General features: G+C 70.5%; 15 protein-coding genes and 1 tRNA gene. 5 read left to right on the top strand and 11 right to left on the bottom strand.

Annotated features, from left to right (window positions below; genetic code table 11):
• Nucleotides 1-163 precede the first annotated feature (163 nt).
• From ACWEBX_RS08615 to ACWEBX_RS08600, 4 genes are all read right to left on the bottom strand, one after another.
• Entirely contained in the window at nucleotides 164-1,591 is a 1,428-nt protein-coding gene (locus tag ACWEBX_RS08615; protein ID WP_451884167.1) for a GH1 family beta-glucosidase, read from the bottom strand.
• Nucleotides 1,592-1,696: 105 nt separating this feature from the next.
• Nucleotides 1,697-2,605: a carbohydrate ABC transporter permease gene (locus ACWEBX_RS08610; RefSeq protein ID WP_451884166.1), complete on the bottom strand. Its 909-nt coding sequence runs from the start codon at nucleotides 2,603-2,605 to the stop codon at nucleotides 1,697-1,699.
• Nucleotides 2,602-3,630 carry a carbohydrate ABC transporter permease gene (locus ACWEBX_RS08605; protein ID WP_451884165.1) on the bottom strand — a complete coding sequence of 343 codons (1,029 nt, stop codon included), beginning with the start codon at nucleotides 3,628-3,630 and terminating at the stop codon, nucleotides 2,602-2,604. Before ACWEBX_RS08605 ends, ACWEBX_RS08610 begins: the two co-directional genes overlap by 4 nt.
• Nucleotides 3,627-4,949 carry an ABC transporter substrate-binding protein gene (locus ACWEBX_RS08600; RefSeq protein WP_451884164.1) on the bottom strand — a complete coding sequence of 441 codons (1,323 nt, stop codon included), beginning with the start codon at nucleotides 4,947-4,949 and terminating at the stop codon, nucleotides 3,627-3,629. Before ACWEBX_RS08600 ends, ACWEBX_RS08605 begins: the two co-directional genes overlap by 4 nt.
• 388 nt (nucleotides 4,950-5,337) lie before the next feature.
• On the opposite strand from ACWEBX_RS08600, the gene ACWEBX_RS08595 reads away from it, so the two are divergent.
• Nucleotides 5,338-6,393, top strand: a complete 1,056-nt coding sequence (locus ACWEBX_RS08595; RefSeq protein ID WP_451884163.1) for a LacI family DNA-binding transcriptional regulator — start codon at nucleotides 5,338-5,340, stop codon at nucleotides 6,391-6,393.
• 314 nt (nucleotides 6,394-6,707) lie between these two features.
• On the opposite strand, the gene ACWEBX_RS08590 is transcribed toward ACWEBX_RS08595, so the two are convergent.
• The 4 genes from ACWEBX_RS08590 to ACWEBX_RS08575 all read right to left on the bottom strand — a co-directional run bounded on the left by ACWEBX_RS08590 (nucleotide 6,708) and on the right by ACWEBX_RS08575 (nucleotide 9,476).
• Nucleotides 6,708-7,232 (bottom strand): GNAT family N-acetyltransferase, encoded by a 525-nt coding sequence (locus ACWEBX_RS08590; RefSeq protein WP_451884162.1) that lies wholly within the window; start codon nucleotides 7,230-7,232, stop codon nucleotides 6,708-6,710.
• 81 nt (nucleotides 7,233-7,313) lie between these two features.
• A tRNA-His gene (locus tag ACWEBX_RS08585) sits at nucleotides 7,314-7,386 on the bottom strand.
• 109 nt (nucleotides 7,387-7,495) lie between these two features.
• Entirely contained in the window at nucleotides 7,496-8,098 is a 603-nt protein-coding gene (gene orn / locus ACWEBX_RS08580) for an oligoribonuclease (protein ID WP_355763633.1), read from the bottom strand.
• A 139-nt stretch (nucleotides 8,099-8,237) separates the two neighbouring features.
• Complete coding sequence (locus ACWEBX_RS08575) at nucleotides 8,238-9,476, bottom strand: helix-turn-helix domain-containing protein (protein WP_451884161.1); 1,239 nt, start codon at nucleotides 9,474-9,476, stop codon at nucleotides 8,238-8,240.
• A gap of 1,359 nt (nucleotides 9,477-10,835) precedes the next feature.
• Between ACWEBX_RS08575 and ACWEBX_RS08570 the strand changes: the two genes are divergently transcribed.
• The gene (locus ACWEBX_RS08570; RefSeq protein ID WP_261703579.1) at nucleotides 10,836-11,363 is read left to right on the top strand and encodes a universal stress protein; all 528 of its coding nucleotides are present in this window, start codon (nucleotides 10,836-10,838) and stop codon (nucleotides 11,361-11,363) included.
• A gap of 164 nt (nucleotides 11,364-11,527) precedes the next feature.
• Entirely contained in the window at nucleotides 11,528-12,091 is a 564-nt protein-coding gene (locus tag ACWEBX_RS08565) for a GPR1/FUN34/YaaH family transporter (protein WP_451884160.1), read from the top strand.
• A gap of 162 nt (nucleotides 12,092-12,253) precedes the next feature.
• Here the strand turns inward: ACWEBX_RS08565 and glmS are convergent, their stop codons facing one another.
• Together glmS and ACWEBX_RS08555 are read right to left on the bottom strand one after the other, a co-directional pair.
• A complete protein-coding gene (gene glmS / locus ACWEBX_RS08560; RefSeq protein WP_451884159.1) occupies nucleotides 12,254-14,071 on the bottom strand; it encodes a glutamine--fructose-6-phosphate transaminase (isomerizing) in 1,818 nt (605 codons plus the stop codon).
• Nucleotides 14,072-14,085: 14 nt separating this feature from the next.
• Nucleotides 14,086-14,343, bottom strand: coding sequence for a hypothetical protein (locus ACWEBX_RS08555; RefSeq protein WP_451884158.1), 258 nt, complete (start codon nucleotides 14,341-14,343; stop codon nucleotides 14,086-14,088).
• Between the two features lie 164 nt (nucleotides 14,344-14,507).
• Here ACWEBX_RS08555 and ACWEBX_RS08550 point away from each other — a divergent pair, with 164 nt between their 5' ends.
• Entirely contained in the window at nucleotides 14,508-16,076 is a 1,569-nt protein-coding gene (locus ACWEBX_RS08550; protein WP_451884157.1) for a purple acid phosphatase family protein, read from the top strand.
• A gap of 131 nt (nucleotides 16,077-16,207) precedes the next feature.
• Here the strand turns inward: ACWEBX_RS08550 and ACWEBX_RS08545 are convergent, their stop codons facing one another.
• Nucleotides 16,208-17,089, bottom strand: a complete 882-nt coding sequence (locus ACWEBX_RS08545) for a DUF4429 domain-containing protein (protein WP_451884156.1) — start codon at nucleotides 17,087-17,089, stop codon at nucleotides 16,208-16,210.
• Between the two features lie 138 nt (nucleotides 17,090-17,227).
• On the opposite strand from ACWEBX_RS08545, the gene ACWEBX_RS08540 reads away from it, so the two are divergent.
• Nucleotides 17,228-18,811, top strand: coding sequence for a beta-N-acetylhexosaminidase (locus ACWEBX_RS08540; protein WP_451884155.1), 1,584 nt, complete (start codon nucleotides 17,228-17,230; stop codon nucleotides 18,809-18,811).
• Nucleotides 18,812-18,829 lie beyond the last annotated feature (18 nt).

Below are 18,829 nucleotides of genomic sequence, written 5' to 3'. Positions count from 1 at the left end.
CAGGACCTGAAAGGCGGGGGCCGTGTCCGGTTGACTTCCGGACGCGGCCCCCGCCTCACGCTCTCCCGCCGGGCTTCCCGCGGCCGGACACGCAGGGGCGCGGCACCCCCCTCGGGTGCCGCGCCCTCTGTCCCCCGCTTCCCCCGTGTCCTCGGGCGCCGCCCTACTCGGCGGGCGCCACCGGTGCCAGCGTTCCCGTGCGGGCCGCCTGGCTGTACCAGTGGGCGCTCGACTTCGGAGTGCGGATCTGGGTCGCGTAGTCGACGTAGACCGCTCCGAAGCGCTTCTCGTAGCCGTAGGCCCACTCGAAGTTGTCCATCAGGGACCACAGGTAGTAGCCGCGGACGTCCGCCCCGTCCTCGATCGCGCGGTGCACGGCGGACAGGTGGCCGTGCAGGTAGGCGACGCGCTCGGGGTCGTGGACGCGGCCGTCCGGGTCCGGCTTGTCGTCGTAGGCCGCGCCGTTCTCCGTGATGTACAGGGGCAGGCCCGGCGCCTCACGGGTGTACCGCATGATCAGCTCGTGCAGTCCCTGCGGCTCGATCGTCCAGCCCATCTCCGTGCGCTCGCCCGGCGTCTGGTGGAACGCGACATCGTCCGCGCCCGGCCAGGGGGAGTGCGCGCTGGAGCCGTGGCCGTCCGCGCGCGGACCGTCCGAGACGGCGGCGGCCGAGACCAGCGTCGGCGTGTAGTAGTTGAGGCCGAGCGCGTCCAGCGGCTGGTGGATCAGCGCGAGGTCGCCGTCCTGGACGTACGACCAGTCGGTGATCGACCGGGTCGCCGTGAGCAGCGTCTGCGGGTAGGCGCCGTGCAGCATCGGGCCGTGGAAGACGCCGTTGGCCAGGTCGTCGATGCGCTGGACCGCGGCCAGGTCCGCCGGGTCCTGCGAAAGCGGGCGGATCGGGCAGGAGTTGAGACTCACCGCGACCGAGTTGCGGGACGGCATCACGGAACGCAGCGCCGAAGTGGCGAGCCCGTGCGCGAGGTTCAGATGGTGGGCCGCGCGCAGCGCCGCCGCCGGGTCCGTCCGGCCGGGGGCGTGCACACCGGAGCCGTAGCCCAGGAAGGCGCTGCACCAGGGCTCGTTCAGCGTGATCCACTGCTCGACACGGTCGCCCAGCGCCTCGCCCACGATCTGCGCGTACTCCGCGAAGCGCAGCGCCGTCTCGCGCTCGGGCCAGCCGCCGGCGTCCTCCAGCTCCTGCGGCAGGTCCCAGTGGTAGAGGGTGACTGCCGGCTTGATGCCCTTCGACAGCAGCTCGTCGACCAGACGCCGGTAGAAGTCCAGGCCGCGCTGGACGGCGGGGCCCCGGCCGGTGGGCTGCACCCGCGACCAGGACACGGAGAAGCGGTACGCGCCAAGGCCCAGGTCCGCCATCAGGGCCACGTCGTCGCGGTAGCGGTGATAGTGGTCGACAGCGATGTCACCGTGCTCGCCGCCGGCCGTCTTGCCAGGTGTATGGCTGAAGGTGTCCCAGATCGACGGCGTTCGGCCGTCTTCCCGCACAGCGCCCTCGATCTGGTAGGCGGAGGTCGCCGCACCCCAGAGGAAGGCCGGAGGAAACGTCACGGGCGTTGCGGACTCAGGCATGGAAGCGCTCCCAAGGGGGTCGTGAAGACCGACGAGTTGGAGGGGGGAAGGTAAAGGCGGGACAGAGGGGCCGAGGCGGCGGCGACCCGGCCCCCGGAGGGGCGGTCAGCCCTTGATCGCGCCCTGCATGATCCCGCCCACGATCTGCTTGCCGAACAGGAGGAAGGCGATGAGCAGCGGCAGCGTGCCGAGCAGCGCGCCCGCCATGATGACGGCCTGGTCGGGGATGTAGCCGGTGCCCAGCGCGTTGAGGGCGACCTGAACCGTCGGCTCCTGCTGGTTCAGGGCGATGATCGGCCACAGGAAGTCGTTCCAGGACATCACGAACGTCAGCAGGCCGAGCACCGCCATCGCCGGGCGCGCCGCCGGGAAGACGACGTGCCACACCACGCGCAGACTGTTCGCGCCGTCCACCCGCGCCGCCTCGATGAGTTCGGAGGGCAGTGCCTGCACCAGGTACTGGCGCATGAAGAACGTGCCGAAGGCGCTCACCAGGGTGGGCAGAATGACCGTCTGGAGCTGGTTCGACCAGCCGAAGTCGCTCATCCACAGATACAGCGGTACGACGGCGAGCTGCGGCGGGATCATCATCGTGCCGATGGTCAGCAGCAGCAGAAGCCCGGAGAACTTGAACCGCAGTTTGGCGAAGGCGAACCCGGCGAGCGTGGAGAACACGACCGTGCCGATGGTGACGGTCCCGGCGACGATCGTGGAGTTGATCATCGCGGTGCCGAGCCCGGCCTGCTCCCAGGCGGCCTCCAGGTTCTTGAACAGGTTTCCGCCGAACCACAGCGGCGGTGGCGACTGCGCCAGCCGGGTGTTGTTGCGCGAGGCCGCGACGGCCGTCCAGACCAGCGGTGCGAGCGAGACCAGCGCGAAGACGGTCAGGGCGACATAGGTGGCCGGACCCGCGTGGAGCTGCTTGCCCGCGCCGAGGATCCGCCGGCGCCAGGGGCGGCCGTCCTTGGCCGCCTTCGCTTCCGCCTGAGGGGCAGTCAGTTCAGTCGTGGTCATTGGGATTTCCTCAGCCGTCGGGTGATCAGCAGGTTGATCGCGGCGATGATCAGCAGGATCAGGAACATCGTCCATGCGATCGCCGAGGCCTTGCCGAGGTTGCCGATGCCCCAGCCCTGGTCGTACATGTACAGGCCGAGCGTCTGGTACTGGTGCGCGGAGCCGCCCTTCGAGCCGCTGACCCCGCCGAACAGGAGCGGTTCACCGAAGAGCTGGGTCGCGCCGATCGTGGACACGACCACCGTGAAGAGGATCGTCGGCCGCAGCATGGGGACCGTCACGTGGCGGAACTGCTGCCAGCGGCCGGCGCCGTCGAGGGCTGCGGACTCGTACAGGTCCGCAGGGATCGCCTGCATCGCCGCGAGATAGATCAGCGCGTTGTAGCCGGTCCAGCGCCAGATCACGATCGAGGAGACGGCGAACTGCCCGCCCCAGTCGGACTCGCGCCAGTTGATCGGGTCCACCCCGACGAAGTGCAGCAGCCAGTTGACCATGCCGCCGTCCCACGAGTACAGCAGCGTGAAGACGAGCGTCGCCGCCGCCACCGAGGTGGCGTACGGGGTGAGCATCACGACCCGCCACACGGTCGAGCCGCGGAGCCGGTAGTTGAGCAGGTGGGCGATCCCGAGCGCCATGACCAACTGCGGCACCGTGGAGATCACGCCGATGGTGAAGGTGTTCCCCAGGGCGTTCCAGAAGAACTCCGAGGACAGCAGATTCTTGTAGTTGTCCAGACCCGCCCAGGTCTGGTGGTCGAGCCCGGAGAGCTGCACATTGTGCAGCGAGTACCACGCCGTGTAGAGGAGCGGTACGAGCCCGAAGGCTCCGAAGATGATGAAGAAGGGGGCGATGAATGCGTACGGCGACGCCTTCATGTCCCAGCGGTACAGCCGGCTGCGCCAGGAACCGGGGTCCTGCGGCGGCTTACCGCGACCCTGAGCGCCCCGGGCCGCGCCCGGCTGAGAGCCGGGCGCGGCGTCGGCGCTCGTCGCGGGGTGCGCGAGAGCCTGCTTGGAGCTGGTCACTGGCCGAGCACGTCCTTGATCTCAGCCTTTGCCGCGTCCCAGCCCTGGGCCGGGGACTTGCCCTTCTGCTCGACCTGGAGGATGCCGACGTCCGTGATCGCGGTGCCGATCGGCTGGTCCTTGGTGCCGAAGTACTGGACCGGGATGGTCTTCGCCGAGTCGCCGAAGATCTGCGTGATCGGCGCGTTGGAGAAGTACTCCGTGGTGGCGGCGGCCGGCGTCAGGGTCGCGTAGGCCGACGGGGTCGACGGGAAGCTCGCCTGCTTGGCGAAGACCTTCGCCTGCTGCTCGGGGGCGGTCAGCCACTTCGCCAGCGCGATGGCCTCCTTCTGGTGCTTGCCCGCCGTCGGCACGCCGATGAACGAACCGCCCCAGTTGGCCGCGGTCGGCGCGGCCGCCACGTCCCACTTGCCCTTGCCGGAGTCACCGGACTTCTCCTGGATGTAGCCCATCATCCAGGCGGGACAGGCCACGGTCGCGAACGAGCCCTTGGCGAAGCCCTGGTCCCACGTCGGGTCGAACTGCTTCAGCTTGGCCGACATGTTGCTGGTCGCCACGGTCATGGCGGCGTTCCAGGACTTCTTCACGCCCGTGGACTTGTCCCAGATGACGTTGCCGTCCTTGTCGTAGTACCGCTGGCTCTCGCCGCCGAGGGCCGCGTTGTAGACCGAGGAGGCGGAGTCCACGAACTTGGTGCCGCTCGGCGCCTTCTTCATGTACGTCTTGCCGAGGTCGACGTACTTGGCCCAGTCGCCCTTCCACTGCTCGGCGAGCTTGGCGCGGTCGGTCTCCAGACCGGCCTTCTCGAAGAGGTCCTTGCGGTAGCAGATCGCCATCGGGCCGATGTCGGTGCCGAGCGCGATGGTCTTGCCGTCCTTGGTGGTGGCCTGGGACACCTTCCAGTCCAGGAACTGCGACTTGTCGACCTCCTTGCCGAGGTCGACGAACTTGTCGGCCTGGGTCTGGACGGCCTCGGTGATGTTGCCGACCTCGATCGCCTGGATGTCGTCGGTGCCGGAGCCGGCCTGCAGACGCGTGAGCGTCTTGGGCCAGTACACGTCGGTGCGGGTGGTGACGTTCTCCTTGATGGAGATGTTCGGGTGCAGCTTCGTGTACTCGTCGTAGAGGCCGGCCTGCTTGTAGCCGAAGACGCCGAAGGTGCCTACGGTCAGGGTCGTCTTGCCCTTGCCGCTACCACCGTTGTTGTCCGACGAGCCGTTGTCCGGGTCGCTCGAACAGCCGGCCAGCAGTCCCGTAGCCAGCGCGGCGACGACCGCTATGGACCCCAGTCTGCGGGACCGGCGGGTACTCGTGCGCATTGCGTCCTCCTGTTGCCTGACGTGCCGACCCCCCGGCCAACTGCATTGGTGGCGCCCGTTGTTTCTCGCTGCGGCTCGGGCGGGGAACGTGCGGGATGTGTATGTGTCAGGTACTGTGGGAGCGCTCCCACAGGTGATGTGTTGAAGAGTCGTCGGTTCCGGCGGGGGTGTCAAGGGTGAGGGGGCGGAGAGATGCCTTCAGTTATCGGCCTGTTAGCTGAAGATGTCATTCCGCCACATGGCCGGAAGCGTCTCATGGCCCGTCCGGCACTCCCGGGGCGGCCGTCCGTGAGGTGACGCCTCCTGGGCTGCGGCCCAGCGGCGCGGGTCCCACCGGACGGGGCTGTTACATTCCAGGCCAGGTTGGTGTCGACGGGAGGCGGAGGCCATGGCAGTCCACGGAGCGCGGGGCCGCAGTGGCGGGCGGCCGACCCTCGAAGAGGTGGCCGCGCGCGCGGGAGTGGGCCGTGGCACGGTCTCCCGGGTGATCAACGGTTCCCCGCGGGTCAGCGACGCGACCCGGGCCGCGGTCGAGGCGGCGGTGGCCGAGCTCGGCTATGTCCCGAACACGGCGGCGCGCGCCCTCGCGGCCAACCGCACGGACGCGATCGCCCTGGTCGTCCCCGAGCCGGAGACACGTTTCTTCGCGGAACCGTACTTCTCGGACATGCTGCGCGGTGTCGGAGCCGAACTCTCCGAGACCGAGATGCAGTTGCTGCTGATATTCGCGGGCAGCGACCGGGAGCGGGAGCGCCTCGCGCAGTATCTGGCCGCGCATCGCGTGGACGGCGTCCTGCTGGTCTCGGTGCACGCCGACGATCCGCTGCCTGATCTGCTCTCCCAGCTCGAGATCCCGGCCGTGATCAGCGGCCGGCGCTCGGCGGAGGAGACCCTTCCGTCGGTCGACTCCGACAACTACGGCGGCGGGCGCGCGGCCGTGGAGCATCTCGTCTCCCGGGGGCGCGGCAGAATTGGCCATCTCGCCGGCCGTATCGACGTCTACGGCGCCCAGCGACGCGTCGACGGCTACCGCCAGGGCCTGCGGGACGCGGGCCGGGAGGTGGACGAGCGGCTGATCGTCCCCGGTGACTTCACCGAGGAGGGGGGCCGGCGTGCCATGGCCCTGCTGCTCGAGCGCTTCCCGGACCTCGACGCGGTGTTCGCCGGGTCCGACGTCATGGCGGCGGGCGCCCGCCAGGTGCTGCGCGAGAGCGGCCGGCGCATCCCGGACGACGTGGCGCTCATCGGCTACGACGACTCGGCCATAGCCCGGCACATGGATCCGCCCCTGACCAGCGTCCGCCAGCCCATCGAGGAGATGGGCCGGGCCATGATCGACCTCCTCCTCGGCGAGATCGCGGACCGCCGCCCGGCGGCCTCCCGCGGCCTGGAGAAGCGTCAGCTCGTCCTGCCCGCGGAACTGGTGGTGCGGGCCTCGTCCTGAGGCCGGCGCGGGGCGGTCCCCGGTCAGGCCGGGGCGGCACCCTCGCCCCGCGGGGTGGCTTCCGTGTCCCGGAAGGCAGCCCGCGGTGCCTGATGGGGCCGCCCGGCAGGCCGGGTGGGGTGGTTTCCTTCGCCCGGAGGGCGGCTCGTGACGCCCGACGACGCGGGCTCGCGGGCCGGGCGGCCTTCGTCGCCCGAAGGTGGTCCCGCGGCGTGACCGGTCCCGCGAGGCCGGTCCCGCGAGGCCGTACGGCCGTCAGGGGTGGCGTTCGGATCCGGCCGCGGCCGTCGCGGTCGGCCCGGGACCGGGCGGGGTCACCGGCGTACCGTCAGTTCCCAGCGGATCTCGCCGTCGTGGACCTCGTCCGTCGCGGTGAGTCCCGCCGCCGCGGCGACGGCCGCCGACGCGTGGTGGGCGGGGTGGACATGAGCCACGACCGTGCGGACGGGGAACGTCCGGACCACGTGCCGGACCAGAGCCCTCGCCGCCTCCACCGCGTACCCGCGCCCCTGCCAGGGCGTGCCCACGACCCAGGCGACCTCCGCGGTACCGCCCGAGACGGTCGCCTGGACCGTCCCCACCAGGCGTCCCGGCTCCCGCTCCCGCAGCACCCAGTTGCACCAGAGGACGCCGGGATCGGGCGAGCCCGCGACGAGGCGCTCGTACCGGGTCCGCAGCGCCCCCGGAGTGTCCGGCTCCCCGCCGATGAACGTGTGCAGCGCCGGATCGGACAGCACCCGGGCCATCTCCTCGGCATGCTCGGCCCGCAACGGCAGGAGATCGAGCCGGGCGGTGGCGAGAGGTTCCGTGGTGGCGAAGGGTTCCGTGGGGTGAGGCACGAAGGGGAGCGTACGGGCCGCCAGGGCCGGGAACGCAATCAGCCGGTGACCTTTTCACAAGGTCACCGGCTGACTACTCAGGGTGAGTGACGGGACTTGAACCCGCGGCCACCTGGACCACAACCAGGTGCTCTACCAACTGAGCTACACCCACCATGTCCGGTCTTCGGGGTTTCCCTGACCGGCCGAGAAAAAGTGTACAGGGTTCTGAGGGGTGCTCGCGCACACCTTTTTCCGGGGCCCGGGAGGGCCCCGTCAAAGGCCTATTCGACGGGCAGGACGTGCTTGGCCGCGATGGTGCGGGCGGTGTCCGAGTCGGGGCCGGGCTGCGGGACGAAGATCGCCTCGCGGTAGTAGCGGAGCTCGGCGATGGACTCGCGGATGTCGGCCAGGGCGCGGTGGTTGCCGTTCTTCTCCGGGCTGTTGAAGTACGCCCGCGGGTACCAGCGGCGGGCCAGCTCCTTGACCGAGGAGACGTCCACGATGCGGTAGTGGAGATAGCTCTCCAGCGTGGCCATGTCCCGCAGCAGGAAACCGCGGTCCGTCCCGACGGAGTTCCCGCAGAGCGGGGCCTTGCCCGGCTCCTTGACGTGCTCACGTACGTAGGAGAGGACCTGCTCCTCGGCGTCCGCCAGGGTCGTACCCCCCGCGAGCTCCTCCAGCAGGCCGGAGGCCGTGTGCATCTGGCGCACCACGTCCGGCATCGTCTCCAGGGCCGCGTCCGGCGGGCGGATCACGATGTCCACCCCTTCGCCGAGCACGTTCAGCTCAGAGTCGGTGACCAGCGCGGCCACCTCGATGAGCGCGTCATCCGACAGCGAGAGTCCGGTCATCTCGCAGTCGATCCACACCATGCGATCGTTCATGTGTCTCACCCTACGGCCCGCCCCCTCCGGTTAACCCGCCCGTACGCCCCGCCGGGGCGGCGGATCGCGCCGGGCCCCGGCCTCATGCGAAGGGGCCCGCACCCGAAGGTGCGGGCCCCGCGCGTCCGTCGACGCCGGACTACGGCGCGCTGCGCTGTCCCGGCAGGCTGGGCCTGCCCGTCGCGTACAGCTCCGCCCGCTCCCGCATCGCCTCCGCGGAGAGCGAGGCCGCCGCGCCCAGGCCGGCCGCCGCGGTGCGCCGGGTCTGCATCGGGACCGGGCCCGAGTGCTCCTGGTGCAGTGACGGCGGCGGTCCGACCGGACCCGTCGGGCCGTCCGGATCCGTGACCCGCTCGGCCTGTGGCCTGCGGGCGCGGTACGCCGCCCGGTACGCGGCCGGTGACGATCCGAGCTGCCGCCGGAAATGACCCCGCAGCGCCACCGGCGAACGGAAGCCGCAGCGGCCCGCGACCTCGTCCACCGAGTAGTCGGACGTCTCCAGGAGACGCTGCGCCTGCAGGACGCGCTGAGTGATCAGCCACTGCAGGGGAGCGCTTCCGGTGAGCGAGCGGAACCGGCGGTCGAAGGTGCGGCGGCTCATGTAGGCGCGAGCCGCCAGCGTCTCGACGTCGAACTGTTCGTGGAGATGCTCCAGCGCCCAGGCGACGACCTCCGCGAGGGGGTCGGCGCCGATCTCCTCCGGCAGTGACCGGTCGAGATAGCGCTCCTGGCCTCCACTGCGCCGCGGCGGGACCACCAGACGCCGGGCGAGCGCGCCGGCCGCCTCGTTGCCGTGGTCCGTCCGCACGATGTGGAGACAGAGATCGATTCCGGCCGCCGTACCCGCGGAGGTCAGCACGTCGCCGTCGTCCACGAAGAGCTCGCGGGGGTCGACGTGCACCGACGGATAGCGTTTGGCCAGCGTCGGCGCGTACATCCAGTGCGTGGTCGCCGGACGGCCGTCCAACAGGCCGGCCGCGGCGAGCACGAAGGCACCGGTGCACAGCCCGACTATGCGGGCACCTTCCTCATGGGCACGGCGCAGTGCGTCGAGTGCCTCCTCCGGTGGTGGCGAGGTGATCGACCGCCAGGCGGGCACGACGACCGTGCCGGCCCTGGAGATCGCTTCCAGGCCATGTGGTGCGGTGAGTTCCAGGCCCCCTGTGGTCCGCAGCGGGCCTTCCTCGCCGGCACACACCAAAAGGCGGTAGCGCGGCACGCCGGCGTCCTGGCGGTCAATCCCGAACACCGACAGCGGAATGGAACTCTCGAAAATGGGGCCGCCGCTGAACAGCAGCACCGCGACGATCTCCTTGCGGCGTCGCCCGGACAGTTTCCGGGCCGCGGTTTCCGGCGCGGCAGTGGAGTCGTGGCTCATCCTGCTAAGCCCCCCTCGGTGGTCGCGGCTCCTCGGTTGTGTCGCTCCTGCACGTTTCCCCTCGGTCCTGCACGAGTCCCCCGCCGTAAGACAAGATCGAATCTACTGTGTCCCGTTGAGCCAAGGTGACCAGTTCGCTACTCCGCAGAATGTCGACATGGCAACTTGGCGTGAAGCATTCGATCACGAAGCGTTGCACTCGTGGGCGTCGCAGGGAAGTGCGCCTCGTGGCAGTGGCCAATCCACGTAGGGTGCGCGAGCCCTCCGTACCCCTTTAGGTGCAGGTCGAACGGGGGTTGGGGGGTCGTTCGAGCAAGGGATGAGCCACTACCGGAAGTTGGCTGAAAAGAAGCGTAGGTGTACGCGCAAACCGGTCAGTCGACCGGCTTGCCTCCCCCACTGTGACGAGCGCCTCGGTGAACTCCCGTGCCGTTCCCGCCCCGTGGGCCGATCCGTGCCCCCGACCCGTTCCCGCGCCCCGTGACCCCCGCGCTTCCCCTGCCGCCCGGACCGCTCCTCCCGTGCCGTCCGCGCCGGCGCGGGGCAGGCCGGTGTGCGCGCGAGCGTGCCGCGCCGCGCCGCTCGTCGGCCAGGAGCGCGGCCCCCCGCTCGGACTGACGCAGCAGGATCACACAGACCCCGGTCACGGCGGCGAGACCGAGAGCCGTACCGGCCGCTCCGGCGAGGGAGCTGCCACACCAGAGGAGGACCGCCGGGACCACGACGCAGGCGAAGGCCGCCCAGCGGACCACATCGCTCACCGTGTCCACCGCGCCCGGCGCCGAGGGGCGCGAACCGGAGCGTGTTCCCGATCGCGATCCGGAGCGTGTTCCCGAACGGGATCCGGGGCGCGGGGAGGGGGAGGGGCGAGCCTCTGGGGTGGGGGATGCCGAGGGTGCGGAGGGGCGGGGGGCGGTGTCGGGTCCGGACACGTGCTGCTCCCTGGTGCTCCGGTGTTCTCCGTGCTCCCCACGGCGTGTGATCTCCATGGCGTGCCTTCGCGGCGACGGCCGCGACCGGTTCAACGCGCGTTCGACCCGCCGGTCACTGCCCGGTGGGTGGGGCATGCGCCCGGAAGGGGGCCGCCCGGTCCCGCGGGGCGACGGAATCATCCCTTCCCGGGCGCCGGTGCAAATTCACGCGGGGCCCTGCGCAAACCGCCTGTACGGGGCAGCAACCATTGCGTTACGGGCGCCCTCTCGTGCATGCTCCCTGGAATGCCGCGTAAGGGGCGCGGGATCTGGGCAGAGGAGGCGTGCCGCCGTACCCTTGGGGGTATGGGGTTGGGAAGATGTTTCCCAGACACAGCTCTGCCGTTCGTTGTCGTCCCCACACGAGGATCCAAACGCCGAGACACCCATGGCCGGTCACGAATTCTTCGATCCCGCGGACCGCAAGCGCCCGCTCGCCGATCCCACGGCGGCCGAGCCCCTGGCGGCGGAAGAACCCCGCCAGTCCTGCGATCCCGCCTTCAAGCACGGCGTCGTCGTCGGCTTCGACGGCTCGACGTCCAGCGAGCGCGCCCTCGCCTACGCGATCGGGATGGCCCACCGCTCGGGCTCCGGCCTGATCATCGTCCATGTGGCCAACCGGCTTCCCACCACCGTGTGGGCGGGCTGCGAGCCGCCTGTCTTCGTCGACGTCCCCGACCACCGCACCGAGGTGCTGGGGCTCGAACTCGCCTGCGCCGAATACCTGTCCGAGGTGCCCTGGATCCTGGTCGAGCGCGGCGGCGACATCTGCCACGAACTCGAGGAAGTGGGACGGGAGTACGAGGCGGACGCGATAGTCGTGGGCTCCACGCACGGCATCGTCGGGCGCATCTTCGGCTCGGTCGCCGGACGCCTCGCCAAGCGCGCCAAGCGCCCCGTCATCGTCATTCCCTGAAACCCGCCCCGCCGACGCGGGGCGCCGGTGTTCTCCGTGCGGTGAGTGAACCTACTGGCGCGTAGAGGTGTTTGTGCCTTTGTGAAGGGCATATACGGGACGCCGGTCCTACGCGGCGACCGGTACGGCGCAGCACAACTGCACAGGCATGAAGGGAGCCCGCCGTGGACAATGACGTCTCTGCGGGAAGCACCACCACCATCGTAGGAAGACTCGCGCTCGGCGTGACCCTGCTGGCCTTCGGCCTCGGGTACACCGACTTGATCGACGGAGTGACGGCGGCTGACGCCGTGTCACTGGCCCACTACGTAGGCGGCGTAGCGCTGTTCGTCGCCGGTCTGCTCGCTCTCCGCGACCGTGACACGGCCAACGGCACGGCCTTCACGGGAATCGGCGCCCTCTGGTTCACCTGGGCCGTCTCGGCCGGCGGCCAGGTCTCCGACAACGCGGCGGGACTCTTCCTGCTGCTCTTCGCGCTCGTCGTGCTCTCGCTCGCCCTCGCGGGCGGGGACACCCTCGGCCAGGGCGCCTACGGACTGTTCTTCGTCTCCCTGCTGCTGCTGGCCGTCGGCCGTTTCGCGGACAGCACCGCCCTGGGCAAGGCCGGCGGCTGGTTCGCCGTCGCGGCCGGCGCGGTCGCCTGGTACGCGGCCACCGCCGCTCTCGCCCACTGGCCCACCGCACTTCCGCGACGCGCCGCCGGCCGGGGGGTGACGGCCACCGGCTGACCTCGGCGCGGGTCGGGGTATTGGGCGGCTCCGGCCCTTGAAGAACGATCCCCGTGCGCGGGTGGTGCGCACGGGGATCGTCCATGTCCGGTCGCCGGCAGGGGACTTGCCCGGCGGGGACGGGGCGGGCGGACCACCGGCCGGCGGTCCGCCCGGTGGTGACTACTCGACGGTGACCGACTTGGCGAGGTTGCGCGGCTTGTCGATGTCCCGGCCGAGCGCCAGCGCCGTGTGGTAGGCGAGGAGCTGGAGCGGGATGCCCATCAGGATCGGGTCGAGCTCGTCCTCGTTCTTCGGGACGACGATCGTCTGGTCGGCCTTCTCCTGGTGCTGGTGCGCGACGGCGAGGATCTGGCCGCTGCGGGCCTTGATCTCCTCCAGGGCGGCGCGGTTCTTCTCCAGCAGGTCGTCGTCGGGGACGATCGCGACCGTGGGGAGGGCCGGCTCGATGAGCGCCAGCGGGCCGTGCTTGAGCTCGGAGGCCGGGTACGCCTCGGCGTGGATGTACGAGACCTCCTTGAGCTTCAGGGAGGCCTCACGGGCCACCGGGTAACCCCGGACGCGGCCGATGAAGAGCATCGAGCGGGCCTCGGCGTACTGCTCGGCCAGCTTCTTGATCTCGTCCTCCTGCTCCAGGATCTCGGCGATCTGGGCGGGGAGCTTGCGCAGGCCCTCGATGATCCGCTTGCCGTCGCGGACCGAGAGGTCGCGGGTGCGGCCGAGGTGCAGGGCGAGCAGCGCGAAGGCGACGGTGGTGTTGGTGAAGCACTTCGTCGAGACGACGCAGACCTCGGGGCCGGCGTGCACGTACATGCCGCCGTCCGCCTCGCGGGCGATCGCCGAGCCGACGACGTTGACGACGCCGAGCACCCGGGCGCCCTTGCGCTTGAGCTCCTGCACGGCGGCCAGGACGTCGTAGGTCTCACCGGACTGGGAGACCGCGATGTAGAGGGTGTCGGGGTCGACGACCGCGTTGCGGTAGCGGAACTCGGAGGCCGGCTCGGCGTCCGCGGGGATACGGGCCAGCTCCTCGATCATCTGGGCGCCGATCATGCCCGCGTGGTACGAGGTGCCGCAGCCGAGGATCTTCACGCGGCGCACGGCGCGCGCGTCGCGGGCGTCCAGGTTCAGGCCGCCGAGGTGGACCGTCGAGAACCGGTCGTCGATCCGGCCGCGCAGCACGCGGTCCACGGCCTCGACCTGCTCGTGGATCTCCTTGTGCATGTACGTGTCGTGGCCGCCCATGTCGTACGAGGCGGCCTCCCACTCGACGGTGGTCGGCTCGGAGGTCGTCCGGGTGCCCTCGGTGGTGTACGTCCGGAAGTCGTCGGCCTTGAGCGTGGCCATCTCGCCGTCGTCCAGCGTGACTATCTGGCGGGTGTGGGTGACCAGGGCGGCGATGTCCGAGGCGACGAACATCTCCTTCTCGCCGATGCCGAGCACGACGGGGGAGCCGTTTCGGGCCACCACGATGCGGTCGGGGAAGTCGGCGTGCATCACCGCGATGCCGTAGGTGCCCTCTATGACCCGCAGCGCCTCGCGGACCTTGTCCTCCAGCTTCTCCTGCTGGGAGCGGGCGACCAGGTGGGTGAGCACCTCGGTGTCCGTCTCGGAGAGGAACTCGACGCCGTCGGCCTCGAGCTTCTTCCGCAGGTCGGAGGCGTTGTCGATGATGCCGTTGTGGACGACCGCGACCTTGCTGTCGCCGGACATGTGGGGGTGCGCGTTCGCGTCGGAGGGGGCGCCGTGCGTGGCCCAGCGGGTGTGGGCGATGCCCGTGGTGCCGGCGAAGCGCTTGGGGACCTTCGCCTCCAGGTCGCGGACGCGGCCCTTCGCCTTGACCATCTTCAGGCCGGCCGACTTCGGGGAGGTCACGACTATGCCCGCCGAGTCGTAGCCGCGGTACTCCAGGCGCTGAAGGCCTTCGAGGAGCAGCGGGGTCACATCACGCCTGCCGATGTATCCGACGATTCCGCACATACAGGTAGATTCCCTCAGCCGTAAACGATGCGGCGCAGTTGCCTGAGCGTGAGCTCCGGCGGCGCGACCGCGCGATATTTCAGGTCCGCCTCGATCCGTTCGAAGATCGACTCGTTCACCAGGCCCTGGGCCTGGAGTTCACGGTGGCGGCGGCGGACGAACTCCTGGGCCGTCTCGTCGAAATAGGCGAGAACGTCCTGGACCACCCGCAGCGCCTCACCCCGGTTCAGGGGGGTCGACCGCGTCAAATGATCAACGAGTTCGTCGTGCACCCGTTGATCCTGGGGTACGGGAAGACGATTCGCAAGAATCCTGCCCGATATCGGGCAAGTGCTTGTTGAATCTCTTATGGTGTGCTGTTTGCGGGCTGTCCATCCGTCGTCTTGCGTCCCGTCGATTGCCCGGAGCAACTTCTGGATCCATGGACACTCCACGCATGGGCGTACCCGAGCAGCTCGCCGAGAAGATGACCATGGCCGAGCAGCACGAGTACCTTCGCGCCAAGTTCTCCCGGCGCAACATGATCAGAGGCGGCGCCGTGACCATCGGCGCCGTCGCCGGCGGGGCCTTCGTACCCGGCGCCGCCCAGGCCGCCGTCCCCTCGCAGCGGACGGCCGCCCCGACCTCGACGGAGAAGGTGGACGGCGCCCTCGTCGCCCCCTTCGGCCGTCACCTCGCCTTCGGCAACGACCCGCGCACCGAGATGACCGTCTCCTGGCAGGTGCCGGCCGCCGTCGCCAAGCCCTACATCCGCATCGGCGCCCACCCCTGGGACCTCTCCCGCAAGATCGAGGCCGAGGTCCGCACCCTCTACACCCCGGCCGGCGTGGGCGCGAGCGGCGACCACACCCAGTACTACCTGCACGCCAGGCTCACCCACCTGCGCCCCGGCAGGACCTACTACTACGGTGTCGGCCACGCAGGCTTCGACCCGGCCCAGCCGCACCTCCTCGGCACGCTCGGCACCTTCACCACCGCGCCCTCGCAGGCCGAGCCCTTCACCTTCACCGCCTTCGGCGACGAGGGCGTCGGCTACCACGGCCTCGCCAACGACGCCCTGCTGCTCGCCCAGAACCCGGCCTTCCACCTGCACGCCGGCGACATCGCGTACGCGGACCCCGCGGGCCAGGGCAAGACCACCGACACCGGCTTCGACTCGCGCATCTGGGACCAGTTCCTCGCCCAGACCGAGACGGTCGCCAAGCAGGTGCCGTGGATGCCGGCGTACGGCAACCACGACATGGAGGCCTGGTACTCGCCCAACGGCTACGGCGGCGAGGAGGCCCGCTGGACGCTTCCGGACAACGGACCCGACAAGGCCAACCTGCCGGGCGTCTACTCCTTCGTCCACGGCAACACGGCGATCATCTCGCTCGACGCCAACGACATCTCCTTCGAGATCCCGGCCAACCTCGGCATCTCCGGCGGCACCCAGACCAAGTGGCTGGAGGCGCAGCTCAAGAAGTACCGCGCCTCGAAGGACATCGACTTCGTCGTGATCTTCTTCCACCACTGCGCGTACTGCACCTCCACGGCGCACGCCTCGGAGGGGGGCGTGCGCCAGGAGTGGGTGCCGCTGTTCGAGAAGTACAGCGTCGACCTGGTGATCAACGGCCACAACCACCAGTACGAGCGCACGGACGTCATCAAGGGGAACGCGGTCACCAAGAAGCTGCCGATCGGCGGCACGGCGTACACCGAGACCGACGGCGTCGTGTACGTGACGGCGGGCGCGGCCGGCCGCAGCCTGTACGCGTTCACCGCCCCCGAGTCCTACGAGGGCAAGGAGAACGAGGTCGAGTCGGTCGCCTCCTTCGTCAACCTCAAGGACGGGAAGCAGAACGAGACGGTCACCTGGTCGCGCGTGCGCTACCTCAACTACTCGTTCCTGCGCGTCGACGTCCAGCCGGCCGTGAAGGGACGCCTGGCCACCCTGAAGGTCCGCGGCATCGCCGAGACCGGTGCGGAGGTCGACCACTTCACGATCGCGCGCCGGGCCAAGTAGCCTCCGGGGCCGCGCACCCGGGCACGCGGGGTACCACCGGTCCACCGGCACCAGGTACGCCCGGAAGGCGGGGCGTACCGCCTCCCTGACCGGCGGCCGGCCCCCGCGCGGCGGTCCTCGCCCGCCCGTTCCTACAGGCGCTTGAGGACCGCCTGCTTGGCCAGGGCGAACTCCTCGTCCGTCAGGACGCCCTCCTTGCGCAGCTCGCCCAGTTCGCGGAGCCTGCGCAGGAGGGCGTCGTGATCGGCCTCGGGCCCCGGCCCGGCGGCGGCCTCCGAGGCCGGCTCCTCGTCCGGCCGGTCCTCCACCGCCGCCGCCGGATGCGGGAGCCTCACCTGCACGGCCGCCGCGACCAGCGCCATCAGCGGGTCCCTCTTGAAGCCCCACAGCTCCACGGAGTCGGGGTCGTACTTCGGCGGTGCCTTGGTGTCGGAGCCGCGGAGGGTGAAGCGCAGACAGCCGTTCTCCAGCCCGGCCGCGGGCCGCCACTCGACGGCCGTCACGTCCACGAGCGCCAGCGTCCGGGCACCCGCCGCGGACTTCGCGTCCTCCGTCTTCCAGTTCCACTCCAGACGTACGCGCTCGCCGTCGAAGCTCGCCGTGCCGTCCCCCGCGGACGCGGACAGCGGCACCGCCGGGCCGGGCAGCAGATAGCCGTCGACCGGGCCCGTGGGGACCTGGTCGAGGAGCAGTGCGCCCCGCACCTCGTCCACGAAGTACTCGGCGACGCCGAACCGGTCGGCCTCCACCGTGAGCTGATACGGGTCGTTCGGTTCCACGAGCTTGCCGCCCGTCGCCTGGAGCAGCGGGTCGGCGCCGTCGCGCAGCCGGAGCCTGAGCCGCCCGGCCTTCCTGCCCTGCTCCAGCGATATGCCCGCCAACGCGCCCAGCGGCACGGTGAGTTCACCCAGCGTCCGGCGCAGCAGGCTGACGCCCTTGTCCCGTCCCGGGGTCAGCCGCAGAGTGTCGCCGTCGAAGATCCACGTGCCGTCCCGCTGGATGATTTCCGCCATGAGGAGGATTGTTCCACCGCTACTGAGGCAGAGTGGTCTCGACCAATTCGAGGTTTCGACCCCAACGAAGGGGCACGGCGGAGAACGCGGCCGAGGACGGGCCGGGAGAGCCTTCGCCGGGCACCGAAGGGAGCGCATGTGAGACAGCACCACAGAACGCCCCGCCTTCTCGGTACGCTGCTGCTCGTGGCGGCGGCCGGCTTCTCCCTCGCCGGCGCGGCACCGCACACCCGGGCCGCCGCGCCACTGGGCCGCGTCGTCCCGGCCCCCGCCTCCGTCGAGCCGGGCGGAGCCCCGTACCGCATCACCGGTGACACCCGCATCCATGTCGACGACTCGCGCGCGGCCCGCGCGGTCGGCGAGTACCTCGCCGGCATCCTGCGGCCCTCCACCGGGTACCGGCTGCCGGTCGCCTCGCACGGCCCCGGGGCGATCCGGCTCCGGCTCGGCGGCAAGGGCCTCGGCGTCGAGGGCTACCGGCTCGACAGCGGGACCTCGGGCGTCACCATCACGGCCGGCGAGCCCGCGGGCCTCTTCCACGGCGTCCAGACCCTGCGTCAGCTCCTGCCCGCAGCCGTCGAGAAGGACTCCGTCCAGCGCGGCCCCTGGCTGATCGCCGGCGGCAGCATCAAGGACCGGCCCCGCTACGCCTACCGCGGGGCCATGCTCGACGTCTCCCGGCACTTCTTCACCGTCGCCCAGGTCAAGCGGTACATCGACGAACTCGCGCTGTACAAGGTCAACAAGCTGCATCTGCACCTGAGCGACGACCAGGGCTGGCGCATCGCCGTCGACTCCTGGCCCCGGCTCGCGGCCCACGGCGGCTCCACCCAGGTCGGCGGCGGACAGGGCGGCTTCTACACCAAGGCCGACTACCGCGAGATCGTCCGGTACGCCTCCTCGCGCTATCTGGAGGTCGTCCCGGAGATCGACATGCCCGGGCACACCAACGCCGCCCTCGCCTCGTACGCGGAACTGAACTGCGACGGGGTCGCGCCGGACCTCTACACCGGCACCGACGTCGGCTTCAGCTCGCTGTGCGTGGGCAAGCCGGTGACGTACTCCTTCGTGGACGACGTGATCCGGGAGCTGGCCGCGCTCACCCCCGGCGGGTACCTCCACATCGGCGGCGACGAGGCGCACTCCACCAGCCACGCGGACTACGTGACCTTCATGGACAAGGTGCAGCCCCTCGTCACCAAGTACGGCAAGAAGGTGATGGGCTGGCACCAGCTCACCGGGGCCACTCCGGCGAAGGGCGCCCTCGCGCAGTACTGGGGGCTCGACGACACCGGTGCCGAGGAGAAGGCGCAGGTCGCCGCGGCTGCGCGGAACGGGACCGGGCTCGTGCTGTCGCCCGCGGACCGGCTCTACCTCGACATGAAGTACACCGCCGACACCCCGCTCGGCCAGGACTGGGCCGGCCTGGTGGAGGTGCGGCGCGCCTACGACTGGGACCCGGGGAGCTACCTGCCCGGCGTGCCCGCCTCGGCCGTCAAGGGCGTCGAGGCGCCGCTGTGGACGGAGACGATCCAGAGCTCCGCGGACATCGACGTCATGGCCTTCCCGAGGCTGCCCGGGGCCGCCGAGCTCGGCTGGTCCCCCGCCGCCACGCACGACTGGGACACCTACAAGGTGCGCCTCGCCGCCCAGGCGCCCCGCTGGGACGCCCTCGGCATCGCGTACTACCGCTCGCCCCAGGTCCCCTGGCCCGCGCGTTAGACGGAAAGCCGACGGGCG

The organism is Streptomyces sp. NPDC005070 (genome assembly GCF_053600395.1).
The sequence above is the reverse complement of the archived record's forward strand: the minus strand, read 5'-3'. Positions and strand labels throughout refer to the sequence as shown.